The sequence below is a fragment of the Vibrio sp. V31_P5A7T61 genome (assembly GCF_009904895.1).
Lineage (GTDB): Bacteria > Pseudomonadota > Gammaproteobacteria > Enterobacterales > Vibrionaceae > Vibrio > Vibrio metschnikovii.
Window position 1 is genome coordinate 202,873 of sequence record NZ_WXWI01000029.1, and the last position, 23,240, is coordinate 226,112.

Consider the following 23,240-nt stretch of genomic DNA (forward strand, 5'->3'; position numbering starts at 1 on the left):
AGAAATAACATATTCGCTTTCCTAGACGAGTAAATAAACATAATTTTTTCCTTCCGTTAGCAGTAAATGGAACGCCGACTATACTCAATAGGTAATGGCGTAGATGAGGATTAATTATGTTTAAAAGTATCAAAGTGATCTTTTTTAGCCAAATTGTATTGGCTATTACTCTGATTCTATTGGGAATGGGCGCAATAAAATATAATGTTTTCCAAAAACAGCTCTATCAAAGCCTAAGTGCAAATGTTGAACATGCCACTCATCGCCTATCGATCAGTTTACCTAAACCGATTTGGGACTTCGATTTTGACTCAGCGAGAGCGATTGTATTATCAGAGCTCAATGAACCCGCAATTAGTGCGATACAGATAAAAGACAATAATGACAAATCAATAATCTTTTATCTCAATCAGCCTGAATACCCAGAGGTCACCAATATTGATCCCAAGTCATACACGGGGAAAAAAGAGCAGGAATTCTTTATTGATGATTTTGGCGATATAAAAAAAGTAGGTTCGATTGTTTTATATTACAATGATTTTGCTATCGCCGAACAATTATCTGAATTGATGCAAAAAGTCGTCATAGAGATACTGATTCTGGATGTTTTGCTCTCTTTAATCACTCTTTTATTGTTGCGTATCACGGTATTAAAACCTCTTGCTAACCTTACCGATAGGGTAATGGATCTTGCTTCTGGAGATGGCGATCTCACACAACGGATTGAGCCTGCCAAACTCAACGAATTTAAAGATATTACCTTAGGGATCAATCGATTTACCGAGTCTTTAGAAACCATTGTTCAAAAAATCATCCAGTCAACGGAACACCTGCATCAATCCTCGCTCGCCAGTAAAGAGATCGCGAGCGACAATGCCGTAAAACTCAATCAACAACAACACACGTTAGATTCTATCTCACACGCTGCCGTTGATATTCAACATTCAATTCAACAAGTTAATGAATCAGCGTTAGACAGCGCACAGCACGCCAGTTCATCCAGCACGTTAACCGACTCGATGCACAGTACGATTGAAACCACCTCGCACGAAATGAAAAAAATGCAGGAGAAAATGCTACAGCTTAACAGCAAAATGACCACCCTTTCTCAAGAAGGTGAAAAAATTAACACCATTTTAAATGTGATTAATGACATTTCAGAACAAACCAACCTACTGGCACTCAACGCTGCCATCGAAGCCGCTCGAGCTGGTGAACAAGGCCGAGGATTCGCGGTGGTCGCCGATGAGGTCCGTAACCTAGCCGTGAAAACTAGCCATTCTACTGAGCAAATTAAAACCAATATCAATGCCCTCAATGAAGCCACCTCAATGGTTGAAAAAGAGTTACATGACATCGCACTGACTCTAGAAAAAACCTCTGAACGCTTTGGAGAGTCTCACTCCGTTATCGAAAAAATGAACCTGATGGCAAAAACCATCAAAGAGAAAAATCAACACGTGGCCGATCTTGCCAAAAGTCAAAATGTATCGATTGCCTCGATTAGCCGCTCATTACTTGACGTCGTTGACGCATCCAAAGCCGTGGCTGATGGTGCTCAAACCAACTTAGGTATGTCAGTAGAGGTGATCAATATTGGAGAAGAAATCAAACAACAAGTCGCTAAATTTAAAACCCATTAATTTCCGGTGAGAGGAGGTAATCGTTCATTACCTCCTCTAGGGATACCACTTCAATCGTCATCAAGAGGGAACACCATGAAGTCAATTATCACCGCCAGTTTATTGGCCGTATCTTCTTACAGTTTTGCATCAAGCTTAAACGATCTAAATTTTATTACTGAAATCTATCCGCCCTTTAATTATGAAGAACAAGGGAGATTAACGGGAATCGCTATTGATGTGCTTGAATCAGCCTCAGAAGCCGTCAATGACCCTGTCAAACGCGAAAGCGTACAACTTCAACCATGGGCGAGAGGTTACGCTGCGGCGTTAGAAACGCCAAATACAGTTCTATTTTCCATGACACGTACTGAAGCTCGAGACAACCTCTTTAAATGGGCGGGGCCGATTGTCGAAAGTCGAGTCGTGCTCTGGGCACCAAAAGCCAAAGGCATCAAAATTTCCACACCGAGCGATCTCAATAATTATCGCGTGGGTGTGGTGAGAGAAGATATCGGTGAGCAACTGCTGCGTAATCTCGCGGTCAATCCTAATGCGTTAAGACCTTCAGCATCACCGGAAATGGTCGCAAGGCAATTGGATGCTAATCGGATCGATCTGTGGGCTTATGGCGATAATGTCGGTGTATTTATTATGCGTGAACAAAATATCGATCCCAGTCTGTACGAAATCGTCTACGTACTACATGAATCGCAAACCTATTTCGCGTTCCATAACAGTACTAACGATCAATATGTTGAAAAACTGCAGAACGGAATTAATCTCATCAAAGAGAGCGGTAAGCTCGATGAAATCATTGCCGGTTACCGTTAATACTATCAATCCGCACTTCATCACTTGAAGAGAATACTTCTTCAATCTCTTCAAGTGATCACCTTTGATACAAAGTGGCGTTTTCCCTACTCAAACGACACCAGTGTTTTATTAGGATAATGAGGTCTTCGTATGAAAGTCACATCACTTTGTTTAACCGTATTACTTACTTTTCTGAGCTGGACAAGCTGGGCGAAAACTCTCACAGCAGCGCAAGATCCATGGCCACCGTTTGTTACCTCAGAGGCTCCTCATGGACTTTCTATTGAATTAGTCAGCGCCGCTCTAGAAACGCAAGGCTATCAACTAGAGTTTCAAATTATGCCTTGGGCAAGGGCACTGGCAGAGGTTCAAGCTGGCAATATTGATTTGCTACCTGCAACGTGGTTTACCGAACAGCGAACCAGCGTTCTGGCTTATAGCGATCATTATCTCTACAACCAAATAAAGTTTATTACCCTACCCACGAATGCCTTTGAATATAGCGGTCTTGATAGTCTCGCAGGTAAACGCGTAGGTACGGTTCGAGGTTATGGATATGGCGACGATTTTTTAAATTCAACGCTATTTAATCGCTCAGAAGCCAATGATTTAATTTCTAATTTACGCCGTTTAGAAGCAGGCCGGATCGACGTCACTTTAGAAGATGAATTAGTCGCTCGCTCTTTAATGAGTGACAATGGTTTGGATGCCAATAACTATCGATTTACCACGAGTGGTTTATCCGCTAACTCACTTCATGTTACCTCTGGGCTAGCCAATCCCAATGCTCTCGAGTACATCGAAGCCTTTAATCGAGGGTTAGCACAAATCAAAGCTAATGGTACTTTTGACAAGATACTGCTTAAGTATGGGATTGCTCTGGATTAATCTGTCAATGGACCTGCGTCTAAGGCATTAAAAAAACAGAGATCGGATATGAGTAAAATGCGGCTGGTAGAAATAACCCACCAGCCGCATTTTTTTATTGAGTGCGTTTGTGCTTCGGCACGTAATTTAGAATTGATATTGGCACTGGATGTTTAGGCTCAAATCCTGCGATTTCTCGCCGTTCAATCAAATGCCCTAAACGGCTCTCTATCATGCATAAGTTTTTGAAGTTGTCTTTCGATACCAAAGAGATCGCTTCGCCTTGTGCCTCAGCTCGACCTGTCCGTCCGATACGATGGACATATTCATCGGCGGGAAACGGCAGATCATAATTGACCACTCGAGATAACTCATCGATATCGATACCACGCGCTGCGACACCGGTCGCAATCAAATATTTGATCTTTCCGGCTTTAAAATCTGCTAACAGTTGCTCGCGTACTGCTTGGCTACGACCGCTATGAAACGCTTCAGCGGCAATGCCTCTTTTTTCTAATTGCGCAGCCAATTTGGCAGCGCCGTGTTTGGTCTCGATAAAGATCAGCGCTTGGTCCCATTGATATTCATGGATTAAATGACTCAACAATGCTGACTTTTGATCTTTATCGACCGTAATAAGCCACTGGGTAATGTTGGACTTCGAGGCTTGGTTCGCTGCAATGCTGATCTCATGAGCTTCACCCACCGCAGTTTTAGCCAGCTCACGAACCTTATTCGATAACGTCGCGGAAAAGAGTAAAAATTGCGCTTCCGTTGGCAAACGTTGAATGATTTTGTTAATCGCTTCAATAAAGCCCATATCGAGCATGCGATCCGCTTCATCCAGCACAACCACTTCAATTTCATCAAAATGTACCGCTCGTTGAGCGTACATATCAAGCAGTCGTCCGGGGGTGGCAACCAACACATCCACACCGTCAATCAGTTGCTGTTTTTGTGCCTGCTCATCAACACCGCCATACATCGCTAAACTGGTTAACTCCGTGTATTGAGCATACTGTTTGACATTATCCGCAACTTGGATGGCAAGCTCACGAGTCGGCACTAAAATCAGCGCGCGAATACGTTTTTTGCGCTGAGTTTGTCCTTGCATCAATCTATCTAAAATCGGTAGCACAAAGCCGGCTGTTTTACCGGTCCCAGTTTGCGCGGCAGCAATCAGATCTTGGCCTTTTAAAATAACCGGGATCGCTTGCGTTTGAATAGTGGTCGGAGTTTGATAACCAAGCTCAGCGACTGATTTGATCAGTGCTTCGTTTAGTCCAAGTTGTGTAAATGACATAGCAGACTCTAAATAAAATGGCGTAGAGCAAAAACGCTCGACAATATCGTTCATTCTAACATGAAGAATGCGGTGCTGTTGATCTTTCGAGATTAGTGATTTAAAAACCGTTCAACAGCACCTCGGTATGAACGCTTTACTTGCTTCATACCTCATTTAAGTCAGACATGATGTCGCATGTGATCACGCCAATTTTTGCTGCGCTATCAAACGATACTGGACGATGTCTTCGATGGTCAGTACGGGCATATTGTGTAAGCGACCAAAAGCAACAATCTCTGGCGTTTTAGCCATCGTACCGTCCGGATTGGTTACCTCACATAACACACCAGCGGGCAATAACCCTGCCATTTGCATTAAATCTACCGTACCTTCAGTATGACCACGTCGTGTCATAACACCGCCTTTACGGGCACGTAGCGGAAAGACATGACCTGGGCGGGCTAAATCGTCGGGTTTCGCTTGCGGATTAATCGCGGTTTTAATCGTGGTCACACGATCTTGAGCGGACACTCCAGTGGTCACACCATGACGAGCTTCTATCGATACCGTAAACGCGGTTTGGTTTTTGCTGTCGTTGACGGGCACCATCGGTGGCAGTTCGAGTTTATTGGCCTGCTCATCGGTTAAACATAGACAAACAATCCCGCTGCATTCGCGGATCATCAACGCCATTTGTTGGTCGGTCAACTTTTCTGCAGAATAGATAATATCGCCTTCATTTTCACGATCTTCATCATCAAGCAATAAAACACCACGCCCTTCACGTAAAGCGTGTAACGCGTTTTCTACTCGAGTGATTGCATCGCCAAATTCGGCAAGTAGTGACAACTGATTCATGGTTTACTCCTAATAATGACCAGAATCAGGGCAGTTTTATGAGGCAAAACGAAAGGCACCATAATGGTAAGCTGAGTAAATCCTCGCTAGACACTATTGGCGTATTTGTCATTCTCTCTCATCCGGACTATAACCGTCGGCTCTGGCTTCTCACCAGATCTGCTGACCTCGACGAATCGAGCGCTCGTGGGCTGGCCCTAATGGACATACCACCGGTGGGGAATTTCGCCCCGCCCTGAGAATTTTAATGTAATGAGTTAAGGTCAAGCTAAAGGCCTCCTTTAACTTGACGCCTATTATGGTAATACTTCACGCCTCGTTTGCAAAGCCACAAGCGGACAGATTTGAGACATGCAGACACAATAAAAAAGCCCCATGATCGACATGAGGCTTGATAGAATTTACCTGTACCACATTACTCTAATTCAACTAAATTCTTTTGAAAGGTTTTGTGCTGCGCTTTAACCGCATCTTCTGGTTCACCGGTTAGCAAACTAACAGCCACAATCGCTAGGGTTGAAAAGAGTATCCCAGGAACGATTTCATATACATCAAACCAACCGCCAGTCAGCTGTTTCCAAACCACAATTGTCACACCACCAACGATGATCCCCGCTAAAACGCCATTACGATTCATACGCGACCAGTACAGACTGAGCACTAATGCAGGACCAAAAGCAGCACCAAAACCCGCCCAGGCATAAGAGACTAAGCCAAGCACTGAGCTATCCGGTGTCATGGCCAACACTAACGCGACGATTGATATCAGCACAACGGAAAAACGTCCTACTTTAACGATCTCTTCTGAAGTCGCCTCTTGTTTGAAAACTTGCTTATAAAAATCTTCCGCTAGGGCAGACGAAGAGACCAACAGCTGTGAATCTGCGGTACTCATGATGGCCGCTAAAATCGCCGCCAAGAGAATACCAGCGATGACTGGATGAAACACAGCGTTAACCAGTAGCATAAATATCCGCTCACCATCATCAAGCTGAATCGAGCCATTTTGCGTAACGTAAACTAGGCCAACTAAACCCACTAACATGGCTCCAAACATTGACAACGCCGTCCACAGCACCGCAATCCAACGGGCAGTAGTTAGATCTTTATTCGAACGCGCCGCCTTAAAACGCGCCAAAATATGCGGTTGACCAAAATAGCCAAAGCCCCACGCGACGAGAGAGAGAATGGCAATACTAGAAAGAGGCTTACCTTGAATATCATCCCATAGAGTCAATAATTGCGGGTTAATCGCGCTCAAATCTGAACTTAATTGACTAAAACCACCATTCATTGCGGTGATCGGGACAATCAGCAACGCGGCAGCCATCAATAAACCTTGCACCAAATCGGTCCAAGATACAGCCAGAAAACCACCAAATAAGGTATAGGACACCACACAAATCGTGCCAATGATCACCGCGGTGGTGTAATCAATCCCAAAGACGGTTTCAAATAATTTACCACCCGCGACTAAACCTGAACTGGTATAGAAAAGGAAAAATAACAAAATGAAAAAGGCCGAGATGGTTTGAATCAGTTTCGATTTATCATTAAAGCGCCGCGATAAAAACTCAGGTAAAGTCAGAGCATCGGTGGTAATACTGTAAGTACGCAACCGCTTTGCGGTAATTAACCAGTTAGCCCATGTACCGATGAGTAAGCCACCCGCAAGCCAAAAGGCTTCAATCCCTGCCGCATAAGCGTAGCCGGGTAAACCTAACAGTAACCAACCACTCATATCCGATGCTCCCGCTGACAACGCAGCAGGCCATGGCCCAAGGGAACGGCCCCCTAGGAAGTAGTCTGATGAGTTTTTGGTTCGCTGGTAAGCAAACACACCGATCGCCAACATCAAAATCAGATAGATAATGAAGGTGGTCGTAATAGCAAAGCTATTGTCCATTGATATTTCCTCTATTTACTAAGATCGCTTTCCCTCCTGCTCATTAATTTAATGAGCAGGAGGGTCAGGATTAATGGGTTTCGTTGCCTAGCTCTAAGAGCGTCGCGTTACCACCCACTGCTGTTATATTTATAGTGCGCGTACGTTCGGTAATAAAACGTAGCGATAAGTGCGGATCGTGTGCCACGGGAAGGGTGGTGAGATCGGTTTCTGAAACAAGATTAATAATTGCGCCGGAACGCTGGGCAAGTTGTCGATTAAGACTGTGCTCAAGCGATACATTACCCACATAACCAACACTGCGGATGTCTGATTCGATTAATGCCTGATACGCATCCAAGGCACTAAACTGCAGTAAATTAACCGGTAAAGATGACTGCTGGTTAGCCGCCGTTAAAGCGGCAACCAGCTCGCGATCATCACTGCAGATAATCACACTATTGCCCGCCACCAACGCACAGCATAACTGGGCCACCAATGCTTGCTTGGCCGTTACACTCGCGTCATTTTGGATAAGTAGAGCAACCCCTCGCCCCGCGGTATACAGTTCATTGGTTTCGCCCGTAGGACCAATCAATGAGTGTGAACTCGCCAATAATGCGCTGGCCTGCTCAAGGTGAAAAGACACCACATCAGCTAATCCCGGCATACTTTCTTTTAAAGATGATTTCAATGACAGTAAGCACTCACATTTAAAATCAAAATCGGTTAAGTTCCAGTTTTCCCAAGCCGAGCAGGCGTCGGTAAAACGGGTGACTTGATGTACCATAAACTACTCCTTCGCTGGTTAGATTAACCGTATTGCACTTGGGTAAAACGATATAAATAATGCGGCCCACCCGCTTTCGGGCCGGTGCCAGATAGCCCTTGCCCACCAAATGGCTGCACTCCAACCACTGCACCAACCTGATCGCGATTGATATAGCAATTACCGACTCGCGCATGCTTCTCTATCCAACGGTAAGTGGTTTCATTGCGGCTATGGATACCCATTGTCAAGCCGTAACCGGTAGCATTGATCTGCTGCACCACCTGAGCCAACTCGTTGGCTTGGTAGCGAACAATATGCAAAATAGGTCCAAACTGCTCCTCACTTAAACAATCAATTCCTGAGATTTCAAACGCCGTCGGTGCTATGAAATCGCCATATTGACAGTCATCAGCTAACGTTAATTGCGCAATTTTTTTCTGAGTCTGGCTCATGTGAGCGATGTGTTTCTCTAAACCTTGCTTTGCCTTCGCATCAATCACTGGGCCGACATCGGTACTGTGCAAATAAGGCATCCCGACCGACAGCTCCTGCATCGCACCTTGGATCAAGCTAATCACGCGATCAGCGATATCTTGCTGCACAAACAATACCCGCAGTGCTGAGCAGCGTTGACCCGCCGAAGCAAAGGCAGAACGTAACACATCGCGCACCACTTGCTCGGGCAGAGCCGTACTATCGACGATCATCGCATTTTGCCCTCCCGTTTCAGCAATCAAGGGCACAGGCGTCGACTCTCGCTCAGCCAATGTTTGATTAATCCGCTGAGCGGTAGCCGTCGATCCCGTAAACACCACACCAGCAATCGCAGGATGTGAAGTCAACGCATGGCCTATCTCCGAGCCGCGACCAGGTAAAAATTGAATTGCATAGTCAGGGAAGCCCGCTTCAAGCATCAGTTCAACGGCACGCGCGGCGATCAAGCTGGTCTGCTCGGCGGGTTTAGCCACCACGGTATTACCAGCGACTAAAGCTGCCGTAATTTGTCCAAGGAAAATCGCTAATGGGAAATTCCACGGGCTAATACACACAAATACGCCTCGTCCTTGACGTGAAACTTGACGTGTTATGCCATCAAAACTGCTGATGCTGAACGGAGCTAACCCTTCGACTTGATTTGCGTAATAACGACAAAAATCCACGGCTTCACGAACTTCATCTATTGCATCATGAATCGTTTTTCCGGCTTCCTGATGACAAAGCGCACAAAGCTCAGCCAAATGCGATTCCAGCAAATCGGCTAATTTCAGAAGTTTTTCAGCACGTTGCTGATCAGGAGTCTGCTGCCATTTTGAAAATCCAGCCTGAGCAATCGCAATGGCTTCGGAAACATGATCATGGGTTGCATGATAAACTTGCCCAACGTCAACACGGCGATCATAGGGAGCCGTGACTGCAACCGGAGAAGTGCGTTCCTTGATCATGCTTTCGATCTGTGACTGACCATTGAGTATCGGTCCTGCTTGCCATTGTTGACTCAAATAACCATGCACTTGATCTTCGAATGGTTGCGCTTCACTTTGAATATCAATATTGATCCCATCTGAGTTTTTGCGTTCAGGGAAAATCTGTGGCGGCAGAGGAATGTTAGTGTTGTGTAACGTCTCAAACGCCAATAACGCATCAACCGGATGCTGAGTTAAGCTCTCAACCGGACAGCGCGCATCGACTAAACGATGGACAAAGGAGCTATTCGCGCCATTTTCTAATAAACGGCGGACTAAATAAGGCAACAGATCCTTATGGCTACCAACGGGGGCGTAAATACGTACCGATTGCTGGTACGCTTTCATGGCATGATGATATAAGCCGTCACCCATCCCGTGTAAACGCTGAAACTCAAATTCTTTATGGCTTGCCATGACCGCAATCGCCGATACAGTGTGAGCGTTATGAGTCGCAAATTGAGGAAAAAGATGTCCGCGAACCCCATCACTCAGTAAAAAACGAGCACAGGCTAAATAGGACACATCGGTCGCTTCTTTGCGGGTAAAAACGGGGTAGCGTTGATAGCCTCGCTGCTGTGACCATTTAATCTCGCTATCCCAATAAGCGCCCTTAACGAGACGTACGGGGATACAACAACTGTACTGCTTAGCCAGCGCAGTCAACCACACTAAAGTCGGTAACGCCCGCTTAGAATATGCCTGCACGACTAAGCCAAACTTTCCCCAACCTTGAATTTGTTCACTGCAATACAATTTTTCAAATAGTTGTAACGACAGCTCTAGGCGATCCGCTTCTTCGGCATCAATGGTGATCGCCACATCCAATTCCATCGCTCGTTCTAATAATTGCAGCAAAGTCTGGTACAACTCATCCATGACACGGGCTTGATTAGCCACTTCATAGCGAGGATGTAAGGCTGATAGCTTAATGGATACCGATGGGGCTGGGCTGGTATCCAAACCATATTGGTCACGACCAACCGCCTCAATCGCCATTAAATAATCTTTTAAATATTTATTGGCATCGCTGGTGGTTAACGCCGCTTCACCCAACATATCAAACGAATAGGTGTAACCTTTATCACGCATTACCCGGCCATTTTTTTGCGCTTCGCTGATCGTGCGACCCAATACAAACTGATGACCCATGATTTTCATCGCTTGATGCATCGCCTTACGAATGACTGGCTCAGAAAGTTTATTGACCAAACGGTTTAAGGCTTGAGCCGGACTTTGCGCTTGGTTGTCACCCAAGCCAATGACTTTACCAGTCAGCATCAATCCCCAGGTCGAAGCATTGACAAACACAGAATCCGAATTTTTCAGGTGTGATTTCCAATCGGCGACCGATAATCGGTCTTTAATAAACGCATCCGCTGTTGGTGCATCAGGGATACGCATCAGAGCTTCTGCAAGACACATCAATAAAATACCCTCTTGAGTGTCCAAGCTGTACTCTAAAAGCAGAGCATCGATCATCTGCACCGATTTCTTGTCTTGGCGAATCGCCGCGATCAATTGTGTCGTTTTGGTCGCAATCAACACTTTTTCTTCATCGCTAGGCGCTGCCAAAGGCAGTAATTGCATTAGCCATTGAGATTCGTCCACCATATAAAGTGGCGAGATCTGTGCCCAAAGCGTACTAAGCGGTTGCTCAATAAACTTGGGGTTCAACACATCTATTGCTGTAAACATGCGTTTTCCTCAATCTCCTATCCGAGGGATGTGACTCGGATTTCAGTCAATGGCAAGCAGTGTATTTTGAGCGCAAGCACAATACTTGTCAAAAACTCCGGAGTTTTTGTGAAAATCTCGTCTTTTTAACAAAACAAAAACAAAATCACAGCAATTAAGGTCATAAGAAAAAGCAAAACCACTGATAATTTTTCAAAAAAACAACGTCACTATGTCGTCAAGAACACAGCCATCGATGCCAAGAAAAACAATCACCATACAATATCAGATGGACAACACAGAATTCAGCGAGACCAGCGCTGAGGATCACTGGTAATAGGCTTGCGGACAAAGAGTCCGCAAAGCGCAGTAAACCATTTATCGACTACACTGCTTTTTGTATTGAGAAGGGGAAATACCTTGTAAACGAGAAAAGGTATGAGTGAAAGCACTTTGATTTGAAAACCCTGCCAATTCAGCAACTTGGCCCAAGGTAAAACGAGATTGCTCAAGGAGTTGTTTCGCCATATCCACACGTTTACTCAAGACATATTGGTGTGGAGTAATCCCCAATTGCTCTTTGAATAATTGGTGAAACTGACTCTCACCTAAATAAACGCTGCCGGCTAATTGAGCAACTGATATCCGACGACTTAAATGCTGCTCGATATAGCGATCGATCGCGTCTAAATCAAAACGAGCCTCTTTACGATGGACTTCAAACGCCGAAATATGACGCAATAACAAGGCTAGCACGGTATCACTGCACGCTCGACTCAGTAATAAATCGTCCGGACTGGCATGCATCTCCAGCACTAACATCTGAATGAGTTTTTGGATCTGCTTATCGAGTTGAAAATAAATGTCGCTACGCGCTAGTTCATTGATTCTCTGTAACGTTAAAGGATCATCCCCTTGTGGTAAGGGCAAGTTCAACACCAAAATGTCCGACTGTCCTACCGTCGCGCCGAAAGCATGCCCTGTACTTGAAGTTACGACACATCCTTGTCCAGGGCCAACAATATTACCGATGCCCGATACCTCAAAATCCGCTTGTCCTTTCAAGCCAATCACAATTTGTGTGTAACTATGATCATGGCAATCCATATAAGCCGGTAAAGTAATTAATTCCGCCGGACGAGGCGACAAAAGTTTGGCTCTTTCTGGGTTATTCACTAAATATTGACTCATGAGCACTGCACCATGGGATGACCTCTTTGCATGTTATAACATTTTTATCAGAAACCAAGCTTGATAGTGAAATAAGTCTCATCTCACTATCAATACCGCCAACAACAAGCAAAATTAGCGCTCACTGAGAGCAATAGCTCCTGATCCGAGGCTTCGGAACAATGATCAAGTGCACATAAATTACGGTCAATGAGTATCCAATTAAAAAACGTTAAAGCAGATCGGAAATCGGAGCTTGCATATTTCAAGAATCTGCTCAAAATGGAGTAAGTACATTTATAAAAGATACAAAATCAGTGACCTACTCACTAGATTTTGTATACAATTGTGCCTTCAGGATGAGAATTTTTGCGATGAGCCAGCGTATTGATAACGCTGTCAAAAGTTTGTCTTTCTCCACTATAATGTGGCTATGTTAATTGTTGCAGGGACCTAATGATCAAATATCACCTCCCAGCGCTACTGCTTGCGCTAAGCCCTCTGTGGGTATCGGCATCGGTGTTCGCGGAAGAAGTTACACAGGTTGATCCTGTGGCCGCTATCGATGAAAAAATAACCATTAAACAAAGTGAAATTGACACTATCGCTGCGGAATTTGAAGCAGAAGGAGCTCAACTTCAACAACTTAAAAACGAACAGGCACGTTTAAAACGTGAAAGTGATGAGCTTAATGCACGGCAAAACCGGGCAAAATCGGCTCTGGACAAACAGTATAATCGCCTTCTTGAAGATCCAGACACTGATTTAGTCACCTTCCAACAACGTTATCAGCAGGCTTGGGCCGATGTAAAACAAAACCAATCGGAACAACTTACCAATCAGCAAGCGATAACTGAAAGTGATATGCGTTTATCGCAAATGAAGCAGCGTCATGCGCGTTTGAAAACTGAGTTTACGAACTTGCAAGAGAGCAAAATGGATGCTCGAGTTAAACGTCTCGAAGCCGAGCTTCGTCAAAGCCGCGTCTTGGAAGCCAGCTTCCGCACCACATGTTCCACCAGTATGACTCTGGGCGAATGTGCCAATCAAGGTCAGCAGTTGACTCGTCAGCGTGCCGTGAATACCTTTAGAGAGCAACTGCTTGATAATTTGACTGAATCGGTCATCGCTAAGCAAAATCTTCGTGGTGTAGAACTCAACATTCACGTCCAAGAAAGCCAGGTGATTCGCAGCGGGTTTGAAGGTAACAACGAGTATTTCACTCATATTCAGGCTCAGCTACAAGCTCGTCCAGAAGCCGTCGCCGCCTGTAAGCTGTTAAACCTATCCAGTCGCTATTGCTTAAAAAACGCCACCGAAGCTGTCAATAGCAAGAATGAAAAACAGTGGGCCAATGTGACTATTCGCTCAGATCAGTATCATGATTCTGTCACCATTAATGGTATACAATACGGTAGTACGCCTGTGGAAGTTGTTTTACCCGCAGGACGTCATCAAATTTCTGTGACGAAGGACGGATTTGAGACCTATAATCAAACCGTGACAATCAACGGAAATGACACTATTTGGGTAAGACTTCGCCCCAGTAGAAACGATTAATTCCTGTAAATCGACCCGTTTTCTGGTCTGATTTCACAAAGCTGTCGTTTAAACGCCGTTTTGGTCCTAAGTTATTGAAAGATGACTTCTGACAAAACGGCGTTTTCGTTTAGAATAGCGACAATAATTTTTAAAAAACTTAACTGAAGTAGGCAACAATGCGACCAGGTTTACCCGTTCTGTTATTAGCACTTTTACCTTGCTTAGTGACAGCACCCACGTTAGCTGAAGGCACACCTTCCTCAGTCATGGCGATTGATGACGCATTATTTACGCATCATACCCAGTGGCAAGAAGCGAAGAAAGCAACTCAACATCAGCAAACGGTGGTGGACACTCAGCAAGCTGAACTCGCTCGTTTAACTGCCTTAGCGAAACAACTCAATACCGCGTTTAATTCAGCGAAAACAGCCCTTGAACGTGATTATTTGAAAATGATTGATGAACCGCAATTAGACATTAGCGGTTCACAAAACGCTTACCAAACAGCTTGGTCTGAAGTTAAGAAGAATCAGCAAGACACTTTACTTGCTGAACAAACCTTGCAAGAAATGCACAATCAGCTCGTTCAATTACAAGCTAGCCAAGACGCTATCCAACAAAAAATCACTCAACTGGATCAAGATAAACTCCGAGCAAGAGCTGAGCGATTACGAACAGAATTGAGTCGTGTCGGAGAACAAAAAGTTAGCTTTACCAATGTGTGTAATGCGGCGATGACCTTGGCACAATGTAGCCAGCAAACGACTGATTTAGCTCAGCAAAAAGCGGTTAATCAATTTCAAACTTGGCTAATAGAAGAAACCACCGAAGCGCCATTAATCAAACAGCATCTGGCTTCCGTTTCGCTCAACATTCATTTACTCAGACATAAAACCGTTGATTCTGGCTTTTACGACGGTAATCGCTTTAAAACTGTGCTCGAAGCGCAATTAGATGCAAGACCAGCAGAAAATGTGCCTTGTACATTACTCAATATTGATAGCCAATACTGCTTCGCCCCTGGTGATGGTAGTCACCCTAGTCAACAAAAAGAAGTGGCTTGGGTCAATGTCATGATTCGCTCGAATCAACATAATGATCAGGTCACGATTAATAGCGTGCGTTATGGTAGTACTCCGGTTGAAATTATGCTTCCCACGGGTCAGCACCATGTTGTGATAAAAAAGGAAGGCTTCCATCCCTTTGATCAACAAGTCAATATCAGTAACGATCACACCTTACGTGCCGTATTACGTGAAATCGTCAATGAAGTAAAAGCCGGTGATAAGTTCGCCGATACTCTGAAAAATACTCAGCAAGCCCCGCAAATGATCACTCTACTCGCAGGAGAGTACTTATTAGGGGAGAACACATCTCGTCAAGTTCGCCTTGATCATGCTTTCGCTATTAGCGCAACGCCAGTCACCGTAGGGCAATTTAAGCAATTTATTCAACAAACGGGTTATAAAACCGATGCTGAACTGAAAAATATTTGTCTGGCAGTACAAGGAACAACGGTTGCTCCTGTATCAGGAAGCGATTGGAAAAATCCCGGCTTTCAGCAAACAGCTCAATCACCTGCCGTCTGTATCAGTCGTAGCGACGCAAGAGCTTATACCAATTGGTTAACTCAACAAACTGGGTTTCGTTATCGCTTACCGAGTGAAGATGAGTGGGAGATCGCCGCTCGCGCTGGGCGGAGAACTGATTACTGGTGGGGGAATGATTTTGGCGCTGGTCAAGCCAATACTGGATGGAGTGGTACGCCATGGTCAAATAACCGTACATCACCCGTCATGGCATTTTCACCAAACCCATTAGGCTTTTACGATATGGTTGGTAACGTTTGGCAATGGACATCAGACAATCCCGGTATCGCTAAAGGTGGAGCATGGAGTTTTTCACCTGAAATGGCTAAAGCCTACCATCAACTCTTTGTCTCGCCGTCTACGGCGGCCAACTATCTCGGATTTCGCATCCTACGCGAGCTATAGCGTAAGCATTAAATACAATAAAGGGGGATAAGTCACTTATCCCCCTTTATCATCTCTAACCCGTTTTATGGCGCTAAACGCTCTATCTGCCACTGCTGATCAGATTTGCTGTATAGAAAACGATCATGTAGACGATGCTCACCACCTTGCCAAAACTCAATACTTTGCGGTTTGATTCGATAGCCTCCCCAAAATTTAGGCACAGGAATTTCTCCTTTAGCAAATTTTTGTTTCAGTTCGAGATACTTACCTTCTAATACACCACGAGCAGAAATGCGGCTACTTTGCTTACTCGCCAATGCGGCAAGCTGGCTCTCTTTAGGTCGAGAGGTGAAATATTTCATGTTCTCAAAGGCAGTCAGTTTTTCCGCGACGCCAGTAATGTGCACTTGACGCTCTAAAGGATGCCAAGGAAAGTGCAAACTGACTCGATGATTATGTTCAATATGCTGCGCTTTACGACTGGCTAGGTTGGTGTAGAAAACCAAGCCTTGCTGATCAATATTTTTTAGTAAAACAATTCGTTGAAAAGGTTGACCATGTTCATCTACGGTCGCAACCGTCATCGCCGTCGGATCAGCGAGTCCGGCATTAATCGCTTGCTCTAGCCAAAAATTGAATTGCTCGATAGGATCGAGCAATAAGTCCTTACGGCGTAATCCACCTTGTGTGTACTCACGACGAATATCTGAAAGATCCATGTCTACTCCTCTTTTTTGGCTATGATTGTGCGCCGATAGCCTCACGATCTCAAGTAGAACGGATTGATTTCGCCCGTCGAACTCTCACCGTGCAGAGTCTCTGGCTTAAATTCCAATATCCTCTTGATCCAATTTGGAGGAAAACTTAATCTCATGTTGATTAAAAATAATCATCGAAGGCCCATGAACTCGCTTTGTGACCACTTTTTCATCACCATATTGAATCGTCACGTGAGTGAAGACCTTGCCTTTAACTTCAATGGTATTGATTTCCAACATCTGTTCAAACTCTTCATTTAATAAGTCTACCGCCACCTTCACTTTTTCCATCCGTTCACTTGATTGCGCCTTATGCTGATCAATCTGTGACGCTTCTTCCTCATTACGCTCGGCTTTAGGACGCTTTTTAAACTCTAATTCCCGGCGAATGACTTCCATCGTGCTCTCTTGAGCTTGTTTATAATACTCTTTATGTTTAGCGATTCGGTCACGGTACCATCCATAGCGAGCAAATGCTTCAAGCGTTGTGGCCGCATCGCCTTCTACTCCTAGATTAAAGCACACGACTTTTCCGCCAACTTTCGCACTACCGCCGCTGAGTGTGCCTTGTTTTTCCGCTTTATCTAAAACGGTTAGATCGCCCCCACAGCGAATATCATTGCTCAGGCTATGCACAGAAAGCTGGATATTTTCCGCGGCTTGTAACTCAGAAAACTGGGCATAATTGGCCTTAATACTGCCTCCCGATTTGACCACACAGGTTTTCGCTTCATCATCATAAACCGTATGGCCAATAATTCCTTTACCGATCTCGATATCACCTTGAGCTTGTACATCTGCCGATTCAACAAATCCGCCGATCACAATAGACCCCGTCGCGCGGACAATCATTCCCGGCTCAACATCTCCGGCAATAACCACACTGCCTTTAAATTTCACGTGACCAGTTGCGACACTGACGTTATTTAGACACAAGGCGCTTTCTACATCGACCGTTTTATTCTTAATGATCGGCATTCCAGATAGACTGGATAACAACAAATTAGGATCATCAGGAGAGATGTGTGTCCCTTTACCCGCAACCAGTACCCCTTCGTTACCCGGTTTAGCAGGAATGACTTTCCCCAACACGGTAAAACCCGGCTCACCCTGAGTTGCAGGCTTACGACGCATCACTGGATCGTTTTCTTCGACGGTGATTGTTTCTCCCAGATTTCTCATATCGACTTTATGCGGATCGGCCGTTTTTTGCGGAGCTAAAATGCGGGTTGTCACATCATCCACTAAAGGGACAAATTGCACGTCTTGACCTTGAATCGGCGCTTTACCCTGAGCAATCGGTTGAGTAAAGGTTTCTCCGGGCTTTAAGGTTTTACTCACCAGTAAGACTTTTTTTAAAGCTTGTTTATTTATGCCTTTAATTACATAAGCTTGCGCTAAAGCATGCACTAACTCACTGCCATAAAGACCACGCCCCCCATAAGCGCCTGTGACCACCATACTGGCCAGCATATCTTGCTCACTCAAGACGACTTCAACAGCCGCATTTCTTTTTTCAGCAATGATGATGCCTTCACGAGCCTCTTTTTTACCTTCTTTGACACAATTGATAAAACGATTCACCGCCTCTTCGAGCAAATGGAATTTCCCTGCTCCTAATCGAGCTAAAGACTCACTCAATCCCGTTTGAGCTAATTCAGGGTTTGCATTGCTATCGCTCGGTAAGCGCGCAATAACGCGACTCTTGTCTTCCGAGAGAGTAATCAGATCCTTCCACATAATACTCAACCTTACTGCATCTCTTTGGGTTAAAGAGCAGTGTATAAAAAATGTCTGAATCACTAAATAATTCGATGTTCAAATTAAGGCCCCCATCACTGGATATCGGCTTTAAGTTAAAAAAAGGCCATATTAAAGACCTAACCTCGACATTCGTTTAATGCTCGTAATCCTCAATGACCACAGAGACGTCTGGAAAAGCGTACCGAGTATCAAAACGATATACGGCTTGAATTTGCTGACCGTGGTTTATATAACGAATCGATTCACATAACTCGGTTGCAAATAGTAAATCTTGATCATCATGCGTCAACTCCGTTTGCTCAGTATTAACGTCTGTCAACGGTCGCCCATTATGTTCGAGAATAAACAACACCCTTTGCTGCTGAGGTTGATAATCGACCTGAAAACGGATCCAGTAATCGTCAGCTAATTCCTCAAGCAACTGCTCTCGCTGTTGGTGGTAAAGTACAAAACCGTCAGGATGACTTTTGAGAGCCGTCGATAAACCAAGTAAGCCTTGTTCAATAATCTTCGTAAACAGTTCCGATAAAATTGAACAGATAAAATCCAGATGATCGCCAACTTGAATAATCCCTTTTAAAAATAAACGAACTTCATTCATGACGATGATCTGCTTTAATACCGAAGCGGAAAAATAGAGTTCACTTTTACAAGGAATTAAACTGGGAGAAGAACCGAGCGTCGGCTGAGTATTTTGGGCATTAATGATCGGAAAAGACATGGCAAGGATAGAGAGATCTTCATCTTGCCCTGCTGGTGAAAAAGCGTGCACCGCCGAATCAATCAGGCTGATGAACGATTGAGTCGATGCTTGTGTCAATAATGTTTCCAGCCGTTTTCGACCAAACACTTCGCCGTTTTGATGACGAGTTTCAATAACCCCTTTCGTGCAGCAGACAATACTCTGCCCTGGTGAGAGTTTAAAGTGTTTGATATCACAACGAAACATTTCACTCGGTAGAACACCTAAGGGCTGATGTGTCGATGCCAAGCGTTTCACCAACTGACGATTCGGCGATAATATATAACCGTCAGGCATTCCTCCCCCCCACCAAGAGATTTCAAAACCGTTGGAGTGTATTTCAAATAAATGAGCCGCAACATGAATACTTGGGGGCAAAAACGTTGCCAATTCTTGATTAAGCTCGACAACCATTTCGCTTAATGCACAACCTCGTTCCGCCAATGCAAAAAAAGCGCGAGTCGCAGGAATATTAGCAATCGCAGCAGGCAACCCATCGACACTAGAATCGGCGATCATCACATAAATTCCACCATAACGACGCCGAGCCACCAAGATCAAATTACCGTTAAAAATCGTTGAAGGCGTAGAGATGTAATGAATACCATAAATCGGTTCGATTTGTGCACTCATCTCTTCGACCAAATTACTGAAAATCGACTCTGCTACCGAGTAATCATGCTGGACTTGATCTTGGAATATTTGTAACTGATCACGCTGCAAGATCAGTTGCTGATGCATTTTGACAATCCGATAGTGCGCCTGTATTTTGGCTAATAAGACACTTTTTTCGATTGGTTTAGGAATAAAATCATCACCGAGAGCAAGGCAGCGAGAAAAAGAGTCTTGATCATCCAATGCCGTGAGAAACAAAATAGGAATATGCTGATCAGGAAAAGCCGTACGGATCTCTTTTGCGGTAGTAAAGCCATCTTTTACTGGCATGATCACATCGAGAAGAATAATGTCGGGTAAAGGATCCATCTTTTTCATTGCCGCGACCACTTCCTGACCATCGGCAAAAAGATCAACATGCGGCGTAATATGACTCAACATAATACGGCACAATTCTCGGTTGGTCGCATGATCATCGATGATCAACACTCTCATACTCGGCCTCACTGACTGTGCGTGTTATTCATTTTTAGACGATTAAGGCCTGTTAGCCTTAGCTATTTCATCGGCTCTATCGATAAAAATGAGCCAAGAACATCGCAAGAGTAACAAACCCTATGCATAAAAATATAGTTCAGTTTATGAGTTAGAGCGAATAGCTTTGCTGATCAAAAGAAGAAGCCAATGATCTATCAACCAACAATAAATACATCAATGCCCAAATCAAACTTGTAGAATATTTTGTTTGGGCATGATGCTGGGCTTTCGATTGTTTTGTGTTGTCCTCCCATCATCGATGATGGCTGAGAGTCGTTAGCGGTAAAAATCAGTCCCTAAGAGCTTTGATTAAAACCGAGGTATCCATCCGGCCAAGCCCCTGAGCAGACAAATCACGATAATGTTGCGCCGTTGCTTCCGTCATCGGTAAAGACAAGCCATGACGCTCAGCCTCATCCAGACAAAACTGCAGATCTTTGATCATCCAATCAATAGCAAAACCAAAATCAAAGCGGTTCTCAGCCATACTGATTGCACGATTCTCCATTTGCCAAGAGCCTGCGGCGCCATTTTTTAAACAAGCGATCATGGTTGGAACATCCAAGCCTGCTTTTTCAGCTAATAACAAGCCTTCAGACAGTCCATTTAAGATGCCAGCGATACAAATTTGATTGACCATCTTAGCACTTTGCCCTTGACCAACCTCCCCCATCCGTATTGCAGAACGACCATAAGCGGCAAAAACAGGTTGTAGCTTTTCAAATAGCGTTTGCTCTCCGCCACACATAATGGTCAATTGCCCATTCTCAGCGCCAGCTTGTCCACCAGAGACCGGAGCATCCATAAAGCTTATTCCCTGCTCTTTGGCCGCTTGTGCAAGCTCTCGGGCAAGCTCAGCGGACGTCGTAGTGTGATCGACTAACATAGCATTTGGCTTCATTGCTGATAGCGCGCCATGCTGGCCAAGCGTAATGCTACGGACATCATCGTCATTACCGACACACATCAGCACGACATCAGCATCAGCGACACATTCAGCGATGGTCATTGCCGCGCGGCCAGAGAATCGCTGAGACCAAGCAATGGCTTTTTGCTGATTACGGTTAAAAACACTCACCTCAAAACCCGCATTGGCTAAATGCCCAGCCATCGGATAACCCATCACACCTAAACCGAGAAAACTGACTTTCATGATAATTTCCCTATATTGAATAAGATTGACATGCTAAAGACGTAAAAAAGCCGAGACAAGCTCGGCTATTAATCATTACTCGACGTCAGCGTTATGGTAAACCTGCTGAACATCATCACAGTCATCCAGTAAATCGAGGAATTTCTGGAATTTTTCAGCATCTTCACCCGTCACAGCGGTACGATTTTGTGGTACGAAGGTGATTTCTTCAACATCTAAGACTAAATCAGGAAAAGCATTAGCCAATGCCGTTTTTACTTTGAAAAACTCGGTATGAGGTGCAAACACGGTAATCACATCGTTGTCTAACTCAATATCCGTCACATCGGCGTCTTCCATCATCAGCGCTTCAAGGATCGCCTCTTCGTCACTGCCTTTGAATTGAAAGACCGCTTGATGATCAAACATGTGTGCAACAACGCCTGGAGTTCCAATTTTCGCTCCAGTTTTCACAAAGCATTGACGAACGTCTTGATAAGTACGGTTACCGTTATCGGTTAAACAATCAACGATCACGCTTGCGCCGCCTGGGCCAAAACCTTCATAGCGGGCAGGTTGATAATCTTCACCACCACCGCCTGTTGCTTTATCCAACGCTTTATCAATAACATGGCCAGGAACTTGATCTCTTTTCGCTTTAGAGATCAGGTGGCGAAGAGATAAGTTCATATCTGGATCTGTGCCACCATTTTTTGCACACATGTAAATTTCTTTACCGTACTTGGAATAAACTTTAATTTTTGCGCCTTGAGTTTTCGCCATAGAGGCTTTGCGCACTTCAAAACTTCTTCCCATCGGGATCTTCTCTCTTATTCAATTAAATACGATGGTTACAGCAATCAAGAGTGATCTTGGCTGTTTAATCATGAACGCTACGCTACGCCCATTACTCGTTTGTACTTATCTACTGACTGTTGAAACCAAGCTTTCTCTTGTTCAGAGTTCAGTTTGGCTAGCTGCTTAGTGATCGCTTCCGGTCCACATTTAGCCTGCTTGATCTGCCAAACTAAAAAAGAGGCCTGTTTATCAAGCTCTATCTTGTTTTTCTGCTCCGCATCCAGCAACGCAAGGTTAAAAGACATTAGTAAACCCACAATCAGTAAAAACGTGATGCGAAATATAGCATAGGAATGGTAAAAATTAAGAGTCAAAATCGCGCTTTGGGCTGCTTTAAGCCAAGAAATCATCAAAAATAAAGGGCGGCCTTAGCCACCCTGCTTTATTAACGGTTTCATGCACTTTAACCGTAAAACCACTTGAAGAGGATCATTCGTCACTCTTCAAACGCAATCATCTTTCGTGATTTAGTGAAGAAGACCTAACTCTTTGGCTTCTTCAATCGTTAAACCACTTTCACGAATATCGCGTAGCATTTCAATACGACGACGAGCCTGCGCAGACTTCAGCGTTTTACTAGGACGCTGCATTTCTGCTTCTTCCGTAACCTCAACATCCCATTTATTGGCGATGTTAGTCATTTCATCATGGTCAATTGAATTTATAGACATTGCAACCTCCGAACAAACCATGCTAGGAACCAGTTATCTGTAACAAAAGGCCAAAACCTTGTTAAGCAGATTTTAGCGAGAGTGTGACTTAAGCAATGGTTCATTTATCATAATCGATAAATGACTCAATTATTTTCTGCTCACCCTGAGTATAGAAGTACATCGAGCGGATTATCGGTAAAAAATTCACTAAATCAACTAGTGCGGAAAAATATTTTATTGATCAGTTC

At 44.4% G+C, this 23,240-nt stretch carries 18 protein-coding genes and 1 riboswitch; of the genes, 5 read left to right on the top strand and 13 right to left on the bottom strand.

Annotated elements, in window-relative coordinates:
• Positions 1-116: 116 nt before the first annotated feature.
• The 3 genes from CAG58_RS07145 to CAG58_RS07155 all read left to right on the top strand — a co-directional run bounded on the left by CAG58_RS07145 (position 117) and on the right by CAG58_RS07155 (position 3,326).
• A complete protein-coding gene (locus tag CAG58_RS07145; protein ID WP_161429651.1) occupies positions 117-1,643 on the top strand; it encodes a methyl-accepting chemotaxis protein in 1,527 nt (508 codons plus the stop codon).
• 75 nt (positions 1,644-1,718) lie between these two features.
• Positions 1,719-2,456 carry a substrate-binding periplasmic protein gene (locus tag CAG58_RS07150; RefSeq protein WP_161429653.1) on the top strand — a complete coding sequence of 246 codons (738 nt, stop codon included), beginning with the start codon at positions 1,719-1,721 and terminating at the stop codon, positions 2,454-2,456.
• Between the two features lie 132 nt (positions 2,457-2,588).
• Positions 2,589-3,326 (top strand): transporter substrate-binding domain-containing protein, encoded by a 738-nt coding sequence (locus tag CAG58_RS07155; protein WP_158145245.1) that lies wholly within the window; start codon positions 2,589-2,591, stop codon positions 3,324-3,326.
• Between the two features lie 94 nt (positions 3,327-3,420).
• Here the strand turns inward: CAG58_RS07155 and CAG58_RS07160 are convergent, their stop codons facing one another.
• From CAG58_RS07160 to CAG58_RS07185, 6 genes are all read right to left on the bottom strand, one after another.
• Complete coding sequence (locus CAG58_RS07160) at positions 3,421-4,608, bottom strand: DEAD/DEAH box helicase (RefSeq protein ID WP_161426031.1); 1,188 nt, start codon at positions 4,606-4,608, stop codon at positions 3,421-3,423.
• A 183-nt stretch (positions 4,609-4,791) separates the two neighbouring features.
• Positions 4,792-5,448 carry a 3,4-dihydroxy-2-butanone-4-phosphate synthase gene (ribB, locus tag CAG58_RS07165; protein ID WP_161426032.1) on the bottom strand — a complete coding sequence of 219 codons (657 nt, stop codon included), beginning with the start codon at positions 5,446-5,448 and terminating at the stop codon, positions 4,792-4,794.
• Positions 5,449-5,554: 106 nt separating this feature from the next.
• Positions 5,555-5,695, bottom strand: a riboswitch (FMN riboswitch).
• A 168-nt stretch (positions 5,696-5,863) separates the two neighbouring features.
• Positions 5,864-7,354 (bottom strand): sodium/proline symporter PutP, encoded by a 1,491-nt coding sequence (gene putP, locus CAG58_RS07170; protein ID WP_161426033.1) that lies wholly within the window; start codon positions 7,352-7,354, stop codon positions 5,864-5,866.
• Positions 7,355-7,424: 70 nt separating this feature from the next.
• On the bottom strand, positions 7,425-8,123 hold the full coding sequence (locus CAG58_RS07175; protein ID WP_158137169.1) for a 1-pyrroline-5-carboxylate dehydrogenase: 699 nt from the start codon (positions 8,121-8,123) through the stop codon (positions 7,425-7,427).
• 23 nt (positions 8,124-8,146) lie between these two features.
• Complete coding sequence (putA, locus tag CAG58_RS07180) at positions 8,147-11,266, bottom strand: bifunctional proline dehydrogenase/L-glutamate gamma-semialdehyde dehydrogenase PutA (RefSeq protein WP_161426034.1); 3,120 nt, start codon at positions 11,264-11,266, stop codon at positions 8,147-8,149.
• A gap of 357 nt (positions 11,267-11,623) precedes the next feature.
• Positions 11,624-12,436, bottom strand: coding sequence for an AraC family transcriptional regulator (locus tag CAG58_RS07185; protein WP_115152766.1), 813 nt, complete (start codon positions 12,434-12,436; stop codon positions 11,624-11,626).
• A 435-nt stretch (positions 12,437-12,871) separates the two neighbouring features.
• Here CAG58_RS07185 and CAG58_RS07190 point away from each other — a divergent pair, with 435 nt between their 5' ends.
• A complete protein-coding gene (locus CAG58_RS07190) occupies positions 12,872-13,975 on the top strand; it encodes a PEGA domain-containing protein (protein ID WP_154170824.1) in 1,104 nt (367 codons plus the stop codon).
• Between the two features lie 158 nt (positions 13,976-14,133).
• Positions 14,134-15,951, top strand: coding sequence for an SUMF1/EgtB/PvdO family nonheme iron enzyme (locus CAG58_RS07195; protein ID WP_161426035.1), 1,818 nt, complete (start codon positions 14,134-14,136; stop codon positions 15,949-15,951).
• A 65-nt stretch (positions 15,952-16,016) separates the two neighbouring features.
• On the opposite strand, the gene pdxH is transcribed toward CAG58_RS07195, so the two are convergent.
• The 7 genes from pdxH to CAG58_RS07230 form a co-directional block, all read right to left on the bottom strand.
• Positions 16,017-16,652, bottom strand: a complete 636-nt coding sequence (pdxH, locus tag CAG58_RS07200) for a pyridoxamine 5'-phosphate oxidase (RefSeq protein ID WP_004396844.1) — start codon at positions 16,650-16,652, stop codon at positions 16,017-16,019.
• 105 nt (positions 16,653-16,757) lie between these two features.
• The gene (locus CAG58_RS07205) at positions 16,758-18,431 is read right to left on the bottom strand and encodes a DUF342 domain-containing protein (protein WP_161426036.1); all 1,674 of its coding nucleotides are present in this window, start codon (positions 18,429-18,431) and stop codon (positions 16,758-16,760) included.
• 157 nt (positions 18,432-18,588) lie between these two features.
• Complete coding sequence (locus CAG58_RS07210; RefSeq protein WP_161426037.1) at positions 18,589-20,307, bottom strand: SpoIIE family protein phosphatase; 1,719 nt, start codon at positions 20,305-20,307, stop codon at positions 18,589-18,591.
• A gap of 331 nt (positions 20,308-20,638) precedes the next feature.
• A complete protein-coding gene (locus tag CAG58_RS07215; RefSeq protein WP_161426038.1) occupies positions 20,639-21,502 on the bottom strand; it encodes an NAD(P)-dependent oxidoreductase in 864 nt (287 codons plus the stop codon).
• 75 nt (positions 21,503-21,577) lie between these two features.
• Positions 21,578-22,297, bottom strand: a complete 720-nt coding sequence (locus tag CAG58_RS07220; protein ID WP_040905215.1) for a YebC/PmpR family DNA-binding transcriptional regulator — start codon at positions 22,295-22,297, stop codon at positions 21,578-21,580.
• A 77-nt stretch (positions 22,298-22,374) separates the two neighbouring features.
• Positions 22,375-22,584: a DUF3283 family protein gene (locus tag CAG58_RS07225; RefSeq protein ID WP_004396839.1), complete on the bottom strand. Its 210-nt coding sequence runs from the start codon at positions 22,582-22,584 to the stop codon at positions 22,375-22,377.
• A gap of 222 nt (positions 22,585-22,806) precedes the next feature.
• Positions 22,807-23,010, bottom strand: a complete 204-nt coding sequence (locus CAG58_RS07230) for a hypothetical protein (RefSeq protein WP_004396838.1) — start codon at positions 23,008-23,010, stop codon at positions 22,807-22,809.
• Positions 23,011-23,240 lie beyond the last annotated feature (230 nt).

What these genes read in the sequence shown, in the direction of transcription:
- putA (WP_161426034.1), bottom strand. Translation starts at nt 11,266, where the DNA reads ATGTTTACAGCAATAGATGTGTTGAACCCCAAGTTTATTGAGCAACCG.
- pdxH (WP_004396844.1), bottom strand. Translation starts at nt 16,652, where the DNA reads ATGGATCTTTCAGATATTCGTCGTGAGTACACACAAGGTGGATTACGC.
- putP (WP_161426033.1), bottom strand. Translation starts at nt 7,354, where the DNA reads ATGGACAATAGCTTTGCTATTACGACCACCTTCATTATCTATCTGATT.
- CAG58_RS07175 (WP_158137169.1), bottom strand. Translation starts at nt 8,123, where the DNA reads ATGGTACATCAAGTCACCCGTTTTACCGACGCCTGCTCGGCTTGGGAA.
- ribB (WP_161426032.1), bottom strand. Translation starts at nt 5,448, where the DNA reads ATGAATCAGTTGTCACTACTTGCCGAATTTGGCGATGCAATCACTCGA.
- CAG58_RS07215 (WP_161426038.1), bottom strand. Translation starts at nt 21,502, where the DNA reads ATGAAAGTCAGTTTTCTCGGTTTAGGTGTGATGGGTTATCCGATGGCT.
- CAG58_RS07225 (WP_004396839.1), bottom strand. Translation starts at nt 22,584, where the DNA reads ATGTCTTTTAACCTTGCGTTGCTGGATGCGGAGCAGAAAAACAAGATA.
- CAG58_RS07145 (WP_161429651.1), top strand. Translation starts at nt 117, where the DNA reads ATGTTTAAAAGTATCAAAGTGATCTTTTTTAGCCAAATTGTATTGGCT.
- CAG58_RS07205 (WP_161426036.1), bottom strand. Translation starts at nt 18,431, where the DNA reads ATGTGGAAGGATCTGATTACTCTCTCGGAAGACAAGAGTCGCGTTATT.
- CAG58_RS07185 (WP_115152766.1), bottom strand. Translation starts at nt 12,436, where the DNA reads ATGAGTCAATATTTAGTGAATAACCCAGAAAGAGCCAAACTTTTGTCG.
- CAG58_RS07150 (WP_161429653.1), top strand. Translation starts at nt 1,719, where the DNA reads ATGAAGTCAATTATCACCGCCAGTTTATTGGCCGTATCTTCTTACAGT.
- CAG58_RS07195 (WP_161426035.1), top strand. Translation starts at nt 14,134, where the DNA reads ATGCGACCAGGTTTACCCGTTCTGTTATTAGCACTTTTACCTTGCTTA.
- CAG58_RS07160 (WP_161426031.1), bottom strand. Translation starts at nt 4,608, where the DNA reads ATGTCATTTACACAACTTGGACTAAACGAAGCACTGATCAAATCAGTC.
- CAG58_RS07230 (WP_004396838.1), bottom strand. Translation starts at nt 23,010, where the DNA reads ATGTCTATAAATTCAATTGACCATGATGAAATGACTAACATCGCCAAT.
- CAG58_RS07190 (WP_154170824.1), top strand. Translation starts at nt 12,872, where the DNA reads ATGATCAAATATCACCTCCCAGCGCTACTGCTTGCGCTAAGCCCTCTG.
- CAG58_RS07155 (WP_158145245.1), top strand. Translation starts at nt 2,589, where the DNA reads ATGAAAGTCACATCACTTTGTTTAACCGTATTACTTACTTTTCTGAGC.
- CAG58_RS07220 (WP_040905215.1), bottom strand. Translation starts at nt 22,297, where the DNA reads ATGGGAAGAAGTTTTGAAGTGCGCAAAGCCTCTATGGCGAAAACTCAA.
- CAG58_RS07210 (WP_161426037.1), bottom strand. Translation starts at nt 20,307, where the DNA reads ATGAGAGTGTTGATCATCGATGATCATGCGACCAACCGAGAATTGTGC.